This is a genomic window from Thalassobacter sp. (assembly GCF_982993085.1).
On the sequence record NZ_CEZFMW010000096.1, the window covers coordinates 1 to 13,830 of the forward strand.

Annotated in this window: 12 protein-coding genes and 1 riboswitch; of the genes, 5 read left to right on the forward strand and 7 right to left on the reverse strand. The window is 58.8% G+C overall.

The features are described 5' to 3' along the window. Positions 1–75, reverse strand: a riboswitch (TPP riboswitch). This riboswitch is flagged as partial in the annotation. A gap of 68 nt (positions 76–143) precedes the next feature. Further along, positions 144–3,392, reverse strand: coding sequence for a chemotaxis protein CheB (locus AC4GMC_RS13660; RefSeq protein ID WP_487876642.1), 3,249 nt, complete (start codon positions 3,390–3,392; stop codon positions 144–146). Positions 3,393–3,754: 362 nt separating this feature from the next. Here AC4GMC_RS13660 and AC4GMC_RS13665 point away from each other — a divergent pair, with 362 nt between their 5' ends. The 5 genes from AC4GMC_RS13665 (at position 3,755) to betA (ending at position 8,870) form a co-directional block, all read left to right on the forward strand. Then, entirely contained in the window at positions 3,755–4,405 is a 651-nt protein-coding gene (locus tag AC4GMC_RS13665) for a hypothetical protein (protein WP_487876641.1), read from the forward strand. Between the two features lie 132 nt (positions 4,406–4,537). Beyond that, on the forward strand, positions 4,538–5,515 hold the full coding sequence (locus AC4GMC_RS13670) for a cupin domain-containing protein (protein WP_487876640.1): 978 nt from the start codon (positions 4,538–4,540) through the stop codon (positions 5,513–5,515). A 3-nt stretch (positions 5,516–5,518) separates the two neighbouring features. Then, positions 5,519–6,976: a betaine-aldehyde dehydrogenase gene (betB, locus tag AC4GMC_RS13675; RefSeq protein ID WP_487876639.1), complete on the forward strand. Its 1,458-nt coding sequence runs from the start codon at positions 5,519–5,521 to the stop codon at positions 6,974–6,976. Beyond that, complete coding sequence (locus AC4GMC_RS13680) at positions 6,976–7,209, forward strand: DUF6552 family protein (protein WP_487876638.1); 234 nt, start codon at positions 6,976–6,978, stop codon at positions 7,207–7,209. The genes betB and AC4GMC_RS13680 overlap by 1 nt, the downstream gene beginning before the upstream one ends. Before the next feature lie 2 nt (positions 7,210–7,211). Continuing rightward, positions 7,212–8,870 carry a choline dehydrogenase gene (gene betA, locus AC4GMC_RS13685; RefSeq protein ID WP_487876645.1) on the forward strand — a complete coding sequence of 553 codons (1,659 nt, stop codon included), beginning with the start codon at positions 7,212–7,214 and terminating at the stop codon, positions 8,868–8,870. A gap of 4 nt (positions 8,871–8,874) precedes the next feature. On the opposite strand, the gene AC4GMC_RS13690 is transcribed toward betA, so the two are convergent. From AC4GMC_RS13690 to phaZ, 6 genes are all read right to left on the reverse strand, one after another. Then, positions 8,875–9,861, reverse strand: a complete 987-nt coding sequence (locus AC4GMC_RS13690) for a P1 family peptidase (protein WP_487876637.1) — start codon at positions 9,859–9,861, stop codon at positions 8,875–8,877. Positions 9,862–9,953: 92 nt separating this feature from the next. Continuing rightward, a complete protein-coding gene (locus tag AC4GMC_RS13695; protein WP_487876636.1) occupies positions 9,954–10,268 on the reverse strand; it encodes a hypothetical protein in 315 nt (104 codons plus the stop codon). After that, on the reverse strand, positions 10,265–11,011 hold the full coding sequence (locus AC4GMC_RS13700; RefSeq protein ID WP_487876635.1) for an SDR family oxidoreductase: 747 nt from the start codon (positions 11,009–11,011) through the stop codon (positions 10,265–10,267). The genes AC4GMC_RS13695 and AC4GMC_RS13700 overlap by 4 nt, the downstream gene beginning before the upstream one ends. Continuing rightward, complete coding sequence (locus AC4GMC_RS13705; protein ID WP_487876634.1) at positions 11,008–11,553, reverse strand: hypothetical protein; 546 nt, start codon at positions 11,551–11,553, stop codon at positions 11,008–11,010. Before AC4GMC_RS13705 ends, AC4GMC_RS13700 begins: the two co-directional genes overlap by 4 nt. A 90-nt stretch (positions 11,554–11,643) precedes the next feature. Next, positions 11,644–12,237 (reverse strand): DUF6151 family protein, encoded by a 594-nt coding sequence (locus AC4GMC_RS13710; protein WP_487876633.1) that lies wholly within the window; start codon positions 12,235–12,237, stop codon positions 11,644–11,646. After that, positions 12,238–13,599 carry a polyhydroxyalkanoate depolymerase gene (phaZ, locus tag AC4GMC_RS13715; RefSeq protein WP_487876632.1) on the reverse strand — a complete coding sequence of 454 codons (1,362 nt, stop codon included), beginning with the start codon at positions 13,597–13,599 and terminating at the stop codon, positions 12,238–12,240. Positions 13,600–13,830: the final 231 nt, after the last annotated feature.

Consider the following 13,830-nt stretch of genomic DNA (forward strand, 5'->3'; position numbering starts at 1 on the left):
CCGGCATTGCCCGGATCAGGTTCGACGGGTCAGTGCAAGCACCTCTCAGCCCAATGGGCCCCCCGACGGATGCCTTATCCTTAGGGCAACGCGTTCGGGGGGGCAATGGCAAAGGTTCAGTGGTTGCGCAGGGAGGTCAATCGTTACTCAGTTGGGAGTAATTCGCGGAACACACCGATCAAGCCTTCTACGACGCCTTTCTCATTGGCAATCGGAACGCCCATACATTCGACCGGAACAACCTCTTGATTGCGACGTACGATCCGAAGCTTGTATTCAAACGGTTCATGCCTCTGAATTGCCGCTTCGACATAGGACGACACAAACCCAACGTCATCGGGATGATAGAAGCTGATCGCCTCGTTGAGCATTGGAATATATGTTTCGGGATCTTCGCCGTGAATGCGATAGACCTCACGTGACCAAATAGCCCGTTCGGTCGCGAAATTAACGCTCCAATATCCGATACCTGCAAGGTTTTGCAGCAGCTCTAGCTGTGCAAGGTGCTCTTTGGCCTCAAAAGTTGCTTTGCGCCGATCTGTGACGTTCGTGCCGACCGAGATGACAGAGGGCGCCTCCTCTGGGCCAGTCCGAAACTTAAACTGTTCCATCGACAGCCACACTGGGGCGGCATCTTCGCGGAACTGCATTTCGCTCTCTTCACGGACCGGCTCATCTGAGTCTTTCGCAAGGACTTCCGCGGTCGTTTCCAAAAAACGTCTGGCAGCCTTGCGGGGCAGGATGTCGGCCATGTTTTTGCCCACGGCTTGATGGCGATCTATACCTATCAATTCTGCGGCTTGCTGGCTGAGGCGCAGGATTTCACCGTTCGCGTCACGGTGAATCACGAGCAGCTGAGAGCTATCGAGGATCGTTTCCATTTCCCGCGCAAGCCCGGTGTATTCGGACACGCACAACGTCACACCCATGATCTGGCCGTTGGTATCGAAATAGGGCGCGCAGGTCAGGATGACCCGGTCGGTCCCTGCGGTGAATTCACGGGTGTCTGTCAGGCCCGTGCCCAAACACTCAAGACAGATCGGCCCCAGTGCCGGGAACCCATCGGGCAAAGTGCATTGGCTGATGTGAGGCGTGCTGAGCGGACGGCGCAGGTCAAACCGATCCCGCGCCTTGTAGGTGGCTTGGGTAATTTGAAGCGCGGTGTCCATCACCAGCACCGCAATCGGAGCGTTTTCGAGAACGCTTGTCAGTTCCGAGGTGCGATCGCGTAATTCTGAGGCTGTGACCTCTAACTCTTCGTTAACACTAATTAATTCTTCGTTGGTCGATTGCAGTTCCTCGTTGGAGGTTTCCAGCTCTTCGTTGGTGGCCTGCAATTCTTCGTTCGTAGATCGTAGTTCTTCGTTGAGCGACTGCAATTCGTCGTTGGAATTCTCCAATTCCTCGTTGCTTTGCTGCAAGGCTTCGCGGGTTGTGTCGACCTCACGCTCCAGCAGTTTGATACGTTGCTCGACGCTGGTTTCCGGCTCTGACGCCTGTCCATCGTTTGCGTCTTCTTCTAGGGGTTCCACTGGGGTGAACGTCAAAAGCGCGACGTTTTCATCGAGTGCGTCCGCAATAATGGGATAGACATCAAGGCGCACGTCACTCTCGCCAGAGGTGTCCAGCAAGTGCCGCACACCGGTGCGTTGTTGGTTGTTTTTAAACGCAATTGTCACAAGTGAGCGGGCTTCTTCCCGCAGGGGCGGGCGCAACAGGTCAAGGTGCATCTTGAGCGCTGATTTCTCGGTCATCTGCACATAGCTGCTGACGTCGCCATAGACCCGCTCAATGCTGAAATCGCGGGTCACCAGTAGGGCGTCCTTGCCCAGTGATTGCGCCAAAGCGTCGAACAGAGCTTTGTCGTTGCCGCCTTCTTGTGGGGGGGCAGGCTTGGTGCGCGCTTTGCGCCGCGATGGTTCGCCCTGATAGGAGGCATACTGTATCGCCCCCGTCAGCCGCAGCCCCCGTTTGCGAAAGATATGCGAAGAGGTCCGGTCGGGCATGAACATATGGTCCGAGCCGCCCGCCGTTTCTGCCTTGCCCACAAACAGCAGCGCATTGTCCTTGAGCGCGTAGTGAAAGCGCGACATGACCTTGGCCTGCAATGCTGCACCAAAATAGATCATCATGTTGCGGCAACATAGGAGGTCGATTTTTTGGAACGGGGGATCCTGCGCCACGTTGTGTTCCGAGAACAAGATAACGCCGCGCAAAGGCTCAATGATTTGCACCCCGTCTGGGTGTTGCGTCACGTATTTGTCGGCCAAGTCCTTGGGAATATCGTCAAGGGCGCTGGCGTTATAGACGCCGCGCCGCGCCACTTTTAGCGCGTCAACGTCAATATCTGTGGCGAAAACTTGGATGTGGGATTTGAGTGCGTCTTCCTGCACACCAAGTGCCTCGGCCAGCATCATGACGACAGAATAGGCCTCCTCACCGGTGGCACAGCCTGCAATCCACACCCGCAGTGGGCCAACATCGCGTGTGGCCAAAACCGCCGGCAGCAAACGGCGCAGCGACTCAAATTCTTCTGGATCGCGGAAAAACCGTGTGACCGAGATCAATAGATCCTTAAAGAGATCATCCACCGCCTCGGGTGTGTTGCGCAGGAAGGTGGCATATTCCTCTTTGGTTGGAATGCCCAAAGCCATCATGCGCCGCCCAATCCGCCGCGAGACCGTGGTTTGCGCATACTCCCGGAAATCCATCCGTGTGCGTGCCTGCACAATTTTCAGCACGTCGGAGTTGGTTTGCAGCGGTTCACGGCTTGACCGGAGCCCATCAAAATCACGTGGCACCGCGAGGATTTTCTCCAGATGCTTGCCGATATCCTTGGGGTTCATAACCAAATCGACACAGCCAGTTTGCACAGCCGCGCGGGGCATGCCGTCATACTTGGCGCTGTCGTTGTCCTGCGCGATGGTGATGCCCCCGGCTTCATGAACGGCCTGCAAGCCGTTGGCGCCATCACTGCCGGTGCCTGATAGGATAATGCTCATCGCGTTCTCACCGTAGCTTTCGGCGAGGCTCATCAAAAAGCGGTTCACAGAGGGCTTGGGCGCTGCGGGCTCAACGCTTGCGGGCAAGAGGCGCAACTTGCCATCGGCGACGATGATGTCGTTGTTGGGCGGCGTGATGTATATCACGTTCGGCCGTGGCACGACGCCGTCAGTGACCTTTTCCACTTCTAGCTGCGTTTGCCGGGCCACCAGCTCGGTCATCACCGACTTGTAATTCGGCGACATGTGTTGGACGACCACATAACTGGCGGGCACATCCATCGGTAGAGCAGCGACCAACTCACGCACTGCCTCTAGGCCCCCCGCAGAGGAGCCTATTCCAATTAACATCTTTACGGCCCGCATGGGGCTAGTTTCGTCTAAAGTCATGGTCACAATAATCCTTATGAACACATCCTAAGGCGGAGCGTTCGCGGCACACAACAATTTTAATGCGCAATGTGGTTGCTGCGTGCAGTTACTGGATACAGTTTGTTAATAATAAAGTGCCAACAGTTTACACTTTATTAACAAATTATCCATATCGTCTTAGGGGAATGGTCGTGAAGTAGGGGGTCTTGCCCATGTTGAATGCAAAGCAGATCGCAGAGAGAGCCTTTACTAGTCGAAAACTCATGATGTCGTTGACGGTAGAGCCTGATGGCACCCCGCGGATTGCTTCGTGCGAGGTGTTGGGCGATTCATATCGCAACCGAACCTCTTGGTACCGACCATGCTTGATTGATGAGGTGATGCAACCCCCCATCGCCGAGACCATTAGAAACTGCCTCGCAAAAATCTCCGGCACGTCCGGGGTCGTTTCATTGCCATCATTGTTGCACGAACATCCTGGCCTTTTGCTCAGCCATGCGCATGTCATCTCATCTCGGGATGATAACGACAAACTTGCGGTCATCCTGCGGTTCAAGACCTTTGTCGGCAGCTTATCCGAAGTATTTAGACCGCACGTGGATTTGGTCAACGGTCTGCCCGACGCGACGCTCGATTTGGCGGATCGGATCATGATGGATATTTCCATGCCGCTCCTGAACTTCCTCGCTCTCGATGAGGTTGGTGGCGTTTTGGGCCAAGAGGATGCCGAGCGAGTGGTCGCTCAACTGACAGAGCAAAGTCATGCCCTGCGGTTTCAGATTGAATTGATCAAACGTCATGTGGCTCGGCTTGAGGCATCTCGACGGGCCCCAACCGCGCGTTCGCGCGTCGGGATAAAGGGCACCTTCGAGCCTGTTGCCGGACTTCCTGCCAAGGACGTACCGCAAGATGCAGGTGATGTGGCTTCGGATGTCGTCCAAACCGTAATTACCACCCAGCAGACCAATGACTGTATGCAGCAGCCTGACGAAGATGTCGCCTACGTCGAGACGCGCCCCTCCGGAAACTGATCTGCCTTTCGCAGGCGTTTTTTGCATACGATTGCATCGCTCTACAAAATAGCTAATCTACCGGCAACGCCCAGCCAATCGGCCGGGCTTTTCCTTGTGTGATTTCGCACGCCCAGCCGGAGATTTTCCTTCATGACGCCCTCTCTTTCGCCTGCGCAAATGTCTGCGCGCATCGTTCGTTACGGCGAGTTGCGGCCTTGCAAAACCGCCTTCATTGACGCTCATACCCCCGGCTCCGACCAGAAAGAAAACTTCACAATCATTGGTGGCGGCGTCTCCGAAAGCCCGGATCAGCACGTGCACATCAATGACACACCGGGCTTTAATATTGGCGCGGCGGGGCAGCCGCCCAAATGCCGCAACTCGCTTCATTCTCACCGCACCGCGGAGGTGTTCTTTGTTCTCAAGGGGCGATGGAGGTTTTTCTGGGGTCGGTGGGGCACAGCGGGTGAGGTCGTCCTTGAAGAGGGCGATATCATCAACATCCCCACAGGCATTTTTCGCGGGTTTGAAAATATTGGCACGGATTACGGAATGATCATGGCCATTCTTGGCGGGGATGATGCCGGTGGCGGTGTGATCTGGGCCCCCCAAGTCATTGAGGATGCAAAGGATCACGGCCTTGTTCTTGGAGACAACGGCGCGCTTTATGACACGCACCAAGGCCAGAAACTGCCACAGGGTGTGGCGCCCATGCCCACGTTGAGTGAGCCGGAACTGCAGTCCTTTCCTGAGCCTACAACCGCCGATGTCGTGCCCCATCATGTCGCGCGCTACTGGGACCTGATGGCGTTGGCTGACAGGCAGCCTGCCAAGGTCATCGGCAAGGATGCCTGCCTGCGCGACCGCCCCGGGTTTGAGGTTGATTTCCTGACGCGGGGCTCCGCGCCCGACGCGGCTGAAACCCATGACACCCACACGGTGCTGATGCCGATGCGTGGCCACTGGCGTCTGACGTGGGATGGTGGCACAGAGGTTCTCAACCCCGGGGATACGTGCCTGCTGCCACCGGGTTTGCCGCATCACGTGGCCCCCGCCGTCACCGGCGAGGCGAGCCTCTACCGGGTGCGGGCCACAGACGACCCAGCGGGCGCAACGTTAAGGACCTGATTCATGCAAGACCCACAGCCCACCGCGAGCCACTTCGTTAATGGCGCCTACCTAGAGGATACCGCAGGCACCCCAATCGACGTGGTCTATCCGGCGACGGGCGCGGTCATTGCGCAGGTGCATGCGGCCACGCCCGCGGTGATCGATGCCGCGCTAGAGGCCGCTGCCGCGGGGCAAAAAATCTGGGCGGCCATGACCGGCACAGAGCGGGGGCGGATCCTGCGCCGTGCTGCCGACATGATGCGTGACCGCAACCGCGCCCTGTCAGAACTAGAAACGTTGGACACCGGCAAGCCGATGCAAGAAACGCTTTTGGTTGATGCAACCTCGGGCGCGGACGCATTGGAGTATTTCGGCGGCTTGGCGGGCAGTCTGACCGGTGAACATATCCCACTGGCGGGGGGTGACTTTGTCTATACCCGCCGTGTTCCTTTGGGGGTGTGTGTCGGGATCGGCGCATGGAATTACCCCACCCAGATTGCCTGTTGGAAAGGCGCGCCCGCGCTGGCCTGTGGCAACGCGATGGTGTTCAAACCGTCGGAGACGACGCCGCTTTGCGCGCTTAAGGTTGCAGAAATCCTGCATGAGGCCGGTCTGCCCGCAGGGGTCTACAACGTGGTGCAAGGCATGGGAGAGGTCGGGGGCGCGCTTGTGACGGACCCGCGCGTGGCCAAAGTCTCGCTTACTGGGTCGGTGCCTACGGGCCGCAAGGTTTACGCCGCTGCCGCCGAAGGCATGAAGCACGTTACTATGGAGCTGGGCGGAAAATCCCCTATGCTGATCTTCGATGATGCAGATCTCGAAAACGCCGTTTCCGGTGCGATCTTGGGTAATTTTTATTCCTCGGGGCAGGTCTGTTCCAACGGCACCCGCGTATTCGTGCAAAAGGGCATCAAGGAGGCGTTTCTGGCTCGCCTCAGCGAACGGCTTGCGGACGCTAGAATCGGGGATCCGATGGATGAGGAGGTCAGCTTTGGCCCCATGGTATCGGAGCGGCAGATGCGCATCGTCGAAGGCTACATCGACGCAGGCTTGAGTGAGGGCGCACGCCTTGTTACCGGCGGCAAGCAGCTAAAGCAGGAGGGTTTCTACCTGCCTCCCACGGTCTTTGCAGACGTCACGGATGACATGACCATTGCGCGCGAAGAGATCTTTGGCCCCGTTATGGCCGTGCTAGATTTCGAGGATGAGGCAGAGGCCGTCGCACGTGCGAACGACACACCGTTTGGTTTGGCTGCCGGCGTGTTTACCCAAGACCTGACACGCGGCCACCGGGTTATCGCGGCCCTCGAAGCAGGCACAGGCTATATCAACACTTACAACCTTGCCCCAGTGGAGGCCCCCTTTGGCGGGACCAAAGCATCAGGTGTCGGGCGTGAGAATTCCAAACTAGCGATTGATCATTATTCCGAGATGCGCTCGGTCTATGTCGCTATGAACAATGTCGAGGCACCATACTAATGAAAGCGGTCCAAAGAATTGCGCCTGTAGATAGCGTAAAATGGGTCGGAACTGCGGTCCAACCGGTGGGCTATGGGCTGACGGGAATGAACCTGAAGCCGTGGAGTGTGTATGCGTTTATCATAGGCATCGCGTTGTGGTTTGCCGTTGGTTTGATGTGGAAAGATAGCGCCATCATGGTGGTTCATGTTGGAGCGTTCATTTCGCTTGTGGCAGGTTATCTGAGCGCATGAGCATGACGGCGGATTACATTATTGTCGGCGCCGGATCGGCCGGATGCGCGTTGGCGTACCGGCTGTCTGAGGCGGGGGCGTCGGTCTTGATCATCGAATATGGCGGCACGGATATTGGGCCCTTTATTCAGATGCCCGCCGCCCTGAGTTATCCGATGAACATGTCGCGCTACGACTGGGGCTATCAGTCCGAGCCAGAGCCCCATTTGGGCGGGCGCAAGCTGGCCTGTCCACGGGGCAAGGTGATCGGGGGCTCATCGTCGATCAACGGGATGGTCTATGTGCGCGGGCACGCACGGGACTTCGATCATTGGGCCGAAAGCGGCGCGCGCGGCTGGGCCTATGCCGACGTCGCGCCCTATTACAAACGCATGGAGACGTGGCACGATGGCGGCCACGGCGGCGACGCCAGTTGGCGCGGCACGGATGGCCCACTGCACGTAAGCCGCGGCCCGCGTCGCAACCCGCTGTTCCATGCCTTTGTCGAGGCAGGGCGACAAGCGGGCTATGAGACAACGGGTGACTACAACGGGGCGCAGCAAGAGGGCTTTGGCCCGATGGAGCAGACCGTGCATAAGGGCCGGCGATGGTCGGCGGCGAATGCCTATCTGCGGCCCGCTCTCAAACGAGAAAACTGCGATCTTGTGAGTGGGTTGGCCCGCCGGATCATCATGCAAGACGGCCGCGCTGTTGGCGTTGAGATTGAGCGTGGCGGCAAGATCGAAGTGATCTCTGCCCGACGTGAGGTGATTGTATCCGCGTCCTCAATCAACTCGCCCAAGATGTTGATGTTGTCGGGGATTGGGCCTGCGGCGCATCTGGCCGAACACGGGATTGAGGTGGTCGCGGATCGCCCTGGCGTCGGCCAAAACCTGCAAGACCACCTGGAACTGTACATCCAAATGGCGGCTTCCAAACCGATTACGCTGTATCGGTATTGGAACCTGGTGTCCAAGGCGGGCATTGGTGTGCAGTGGTTGCTGTGGAAAGCGGGACTGGGCACATCGAACCAGTTTGAATCGGCGGCATTCATCAGGTCACGCGCGGGCGTTGAATACCCAGATATTCAGTATCATTTCCTACCTCTTGCAGTGCGTTACGATGGCCAAGCGGCGGCCGAGGGGCACGGTTTTCAGGCCCATGTCGGGCCGATGCGATCCGCATCTCGGGGGGCGGTGACGCTTGCTGGTAGTGACCCTGCACAGGCGCCCAAGATCCAGTTCAACTACATGTCTGACCCCCAAGATTGGGAGGATTTCCGAACCTGTATTCGGCTGACCCGAGAGATTTTCGGACAAGACGCGTTCAAGCCATTTGTAAAGCATGAGATCCAGCCCGGAGAGGCCGTGCAAAGCGATGCTGAATTGGATGCCTTTATCGCAGAACATGTCGAGAGCGCGTATCACCCCTGTGGCACCTGCAAAATGGGTGCTGTGGACGATCCGATGGCCGTGGTTGACCCGGAATGTCGAGTGATCGGTGTAGACGGTTTGCGCGTGGTCGACAGCTCAATTTTTCCGCGGATCACCAACGGTAATCTGAATGCGCCTTCAATTATGGTGGGCGAAAAGGCGAGTGATTTGATTCTTGGCCGTGATCCACTGCCCCGCGTGAATGCAGAGCCGTGGGTGCATCCGGATTGGAAAACAACGCAGCGATAGGCGCCTAAAGGTCGCTCCAACAGGGCAGCGTGTCACCAGGTGCAGTGGTTGCGGCATGTACGCCGCGTGCAATCGCGCGTGCAAGGCAGGTGGCCGCCGCATGACCTAGCCGAAGCGGGTCCCACACCGGGTCCGGTAAAGGGTGTGTGCCCGTGGCCGCCGCAAATACCAGATCACCATCCATCGGCGTATGGCTGGGCACGAGTGCCCGGGCCATCCCGTCATGGGCGGCTGTGGCCATGCGCTGGGCCTGTGCTTGGGTCAGGACCGCGTCGGTGGCCACGATTGCGATGGTGGTATTCTCGCCCAATCGGGTCTCGGGGTAGGGTTCTTCGCTTGGGTCGGGCAGGGGGCCCTGACCCAAGCCGCCGAACTCGGCGGCCATCTCCCATGGGGCGGCCCAAAAGTGTCGCGTGCCCGGCAGGGTCGCAGAGCCCAATGCGTTGACCGCCACGAGTGCTGCGACCGTTGCGCCGCATTCTAGAACCAGCGAGGCTGTGCCCAAGCCGCCTTTGAGGGTTTGGGTGGTGGCACCCGTGCCCGCGCCGACCGTGCCGATGGGCACTGGAGCATCCGAGGCCGCGTCGAGTGCTGCGCGGCCAAGAGCTTTGTAAGGGTTTTCGACCCAATTCTTTTCACCGCCGTTGAGCAGATCAAACAGGATTGCGCCGGGCACGATCGGGACCTTTTGCCCGCCCACATCAAAGCCCCGTCCCTGTGCGCGCAAGGCGTCTGCCACGCCCGAGGCCGCATCGAGGCCAAAGGCCGAACCACCCGAGAGTACCAGTGCATCGACCTCTTGGACCATTTTGTCAGGTGAGAGGAGGTCCGTTTCGCGGGTGCCGGGTGCCCCACCCATCACGTGGACCGAGGCCACGAAAGGCTGCGCGCCGAGCAGGACTGTCACCCCGGATTTGAGGCCCTCGTCCTGTGCGTGGCCCACGGTGAGGCCTGCGATATCGGTGATTGAGTTCTTGGGGCCGGGACGCATGGTTGGCGGATCCTTGTGGTGGGTGATGGGGTGGAACTGGGGGGCTCACCCCCCAGACCCCGAGGATATTTGGAAACCAAAGAAGTGTTTCGTCACTCTTTGGGGAGAGGCGCGCGGGTAATTTGGGCGGGAAAGGTGCCCAATGTGCACAAATGGTCGGTGGGGGTGAGCGGGCCGCCGGATGCGGGCAAAAAGGCGATGAGGGTTTGGGCGGTGGGAATGTTTTGGCAAGTGTCGGCAGTGAACCATTGGGCGAGGCGCGCGGGTTGGTTCGATTGGATCACCTCAACGTGGTCGAGATCGAGGTTGATGCCTTGGGCCTGCGCGGCATCCAACAGGTGGGCGAAGGCGAGGGGTTGGGAGGCGAAAGTGCCGCCCATCAAAGTGATGTTACAGTCGAGTTTCATATGCAGCGTCCGCCGTCGACTTCGAGTGCGACGCCGGTGATCATGCTGGCCTCGGGGGAGCAAAGGAATGCGGCGGCGTTGCCCATGTCTTGTGGCGTGGAGAAACGACCCAAGGGGATCGTGGCGAGGAACTTGGCGCGCATTTCGGGAGTGTCTTCGCCCATGAAACTGGCCAGAAGCGGTGTATCGCCCGCCACTGGGTTGAGGCAATTCACCCGGACACCAGAGGGGGCGAGTTCGACGGCCATGGCCTTGGTTGCAGTGATCATCCACCCCTTGGAAGCGTTGTACCAGTTGAGATGTGGCCGCGGTGAGACGCCTGCGGTGGAGGCGATGTTGAGAATTGCGCCTGTGCCTGCGGCCTTCATGTCTGGGACGAAGGTGCGCGCGCTAAGGTAGACGGATTTGGCGTTAACGGCGAGGACGCGGTCGAAGTCATCTTCGGTGATCGTTTCCATCGGGGCGGGCAGGTGGGTGATGCCTGCATTGTTCACAAGGATGTCGAGGTGGCCCCAGTGCTGAGCCACAAGGCTGTGGAGTGCTGTCCAATCATCGCCGCGCGTGACATCGGCCTGAGCGGCGATGCCGTTGATTTGGTTCGCGATGTCCCGTGCGCCGTCGAGGTTGATGTCGGCAACGAGGACGCGCGCACCCTCAGCCGCGAATGTCCGCGCAATGCCTGCGCCGAAGCCCGAAGCACCGCCGGTGACGAGAGCGGTCTTGCCGCTGAGACGAGCGGTCATGTGCGTGCCCCGGCGGGCAGGCGTGTGGCGCGTGCCATTGGGAAGAAGGCGAAGAGTGTGCCGAGAATTCCGCCTAAGTAGCTGGCATCATGCATGAACCCCGCGCGGAAGTATTCGGGCGCGGGCACATCGACTGGTGGAGTGAGCAGAGCTAAACCTGTGGCAACGTAGGCAAAGCCCGCGCCAAGGCCTAGCAGCGCGCAGATTGCGGCTGTCATCACGACAGTAATGATGGCACCGATGCCGCCCGCCCAAAGCGCACCGGTGGTTGGAGAACGCATCAGACCATAGCCAAGCACGGGAAGCCCCGCGACGAGGCCCATCCACCAACTGGCTTGCCAGCCGACGAGGGCGGCCCCAGCACGGGGCGAAATATCGGATGGGGTTCCGAATTGGAGGAATTTGAAGTCGGTGAAATAGCCCGGGCCGACCGAATAGCTGAGCTGATTGTGGACGGCCCCAAAGATGCCTGCGGACAGCGCGGCCAGCAGCATCAGCACTGCAAAAGCCCCGATTTTTCCACCCGGTGTTTGCTTGAACATGAACACCCCCCCTTTTGTGCCCATGACGCTAGCAAGGGCCCGCGTCTAGAGCAATCATGCAGAGCATATGGGTGCGATTGGTTCGCTAAGCTAGGTTTGCGACAGGCCCATAAAGGCTGCAGCGCGTTCTTCGCGGGTTAAGACGCGGGCCTCACGGACAGGGGTGCCGGTTTCATCGAAAAAGGGCGTTTCGCGCCATGTTCCTGTGATCCATGATTTGCCCATCCGGCCCATCATGGAGGTCAGCATCGGGCGCAGGCCTTGGTGCGTGACCTTGCCCGAAGGTGTTTTGACAAAGCCGCGAGCGATGATTGGGCCTAGCTCAACCTCATGGTTTTGGATGATTCCCGCGGCGACGCCGGTGAACGCCATGCCCCGGCGGCTTGTGGTGTTGAACAGCGGGGTTGAGCAGCATTTAGCGTACCAGCGCATCAACCCCTTTGGCGATAGACGCAGGAGCGCGAGGTTTTCACCGCCTTTGTCGATCTTGATTTTGTCGGGAGTGGTTTGGAACAACTCAACCCCTTCTGCGCCGGGGTCGGTATGGCCTAGTGCGACCAGATTGGCGCGGCAGTCGTCGCAATGGCACACGATGTGTGTGCCGTCGCGCGCGTCAACGTCCACCAGCCGGCCCGCCAGTTCACCGCAAGAGCAGGCGAAATGGAGGGTGCGACGGCCGGCCATTTACTTGACGGCCTTGAGCGATGGTTTGTCGGTCGATGCAGGCTCAGACGCGGTGGGGGCGGCCGTCTCATTGCCAGCTTCTTGCGCAAGCTTCGACTTGGCTTTGGCTTTGCATGCGGGCGCCTCGGCCTCGGTTGCGTTTGCGTCGATGAAATCAAGCACAAGCGGGCGGATGTTGTTGCGCCAGCTTTTGCCTGCAAAAATGCCGTAGTGGCCAGCCTCGGGTTCAATGTAGGAGGCTTTTTTGCTGTCGGGCAGGCCAGTCAGCATGTCGAGGGCGGCCACGCATTGGCCCGGTGCCGAGATGTCATCTTTGCCACCTTCAACCGTTTTCACGGCCACGGTCGTGATTTTGCCGATGTCGATACGCTTGCCCTTAACGGTGAACTTGTTTTGCGCGATCTCTAGGCCCTTAAAGATACGCTCAACCGTCGAGAGGTAGAATTCGGCGGTCATGTCCATCACGGCGAGGTATTCGTCGTAGAACTTGTTGTGTTTGTCATGCTCGGCGGCGTCGCCATTGGCCACGCGCATCACCTGATTGTAGAACGCTTTTGAGTGGGTCTCGGCGTTCATGGACATGAAGGACGCAAGTTGCAGCAGGCCGGGATAAACCTTGCGACCCACGCCTGCGTATTTGAAGCCTACGCGCTGGATCATGCTTTCTTCGAGCTGGCCCATGGTTACGCGGCGCCCAAAGTCTGTCACGTCGGTTGCCGCGGCATCAGGGTCGATTGGCCCCCCGATGAGGGTCAGGGTGCGGGGCTGTGCTGCGGGCTCTTCTTCGGCGAGGTAGGCAGTGGCCGCCAGCGTGAGGGGTGCGGGTTGGCACACGGCGATAACGTTTACCTCAGGGCCGAGGTGTTTCATGAAATCAACTAGGTAGAGTGTGTAATCCTCGACATCGAATTTCCCGGCCGAGACTGGGATATCACGGGCATTGTGCCAGTCGGTCACATAAACCTCTGCGTCAGGCAGAAGGGACACAACGGTGGAGCGCAAAAGTGTCGCGTAGTGGCCGGACATGGGCGCGACCAGCAGGACCTTGCGCGGCATTTCTGCCCGGCCCTGTACTTGGAAATGGATCAGATCGCCAAATGGTTTTGCAACGGCGGTTTCGACATCCACGAGGTGATCACGGTTGTCAGTGCCCACAACGGAACCGATGTTCCAGTCGGGTTTGGCAACCATGCGGTCAAAGCTGCGCTCTGTGACTTCGCCCCACGCGGCCATCATCTTGAACGCCGGGTTGGGGACCATCGCAAATGCGGGATACGAGGCTATGGCCCGTGCAGAGGCACCCATCCATGCATTGGTGTTGCGCATGGTTTCCATCATTTCGTAGGGAATTAGGTACTTCATCAAGGGGACTCCGGCTTATGGGGCACCAACTTCTTTACCCCGGGTTAATTCGTCGCTTTGCCCCCTCGCCAAGGCTCTGCTAGTTAGCAGTCGCAGCATTGGGGAAAAAAAGCAAGTCATGACTGACGATTCATCAGCCGACGCCGAGACCGGCGACACACAAGATAATGCGGCTTTGTCCCGTTTGAACGAGAATATCCACAAGATGGAGGAGCTGTCCAAGCGTTTGGC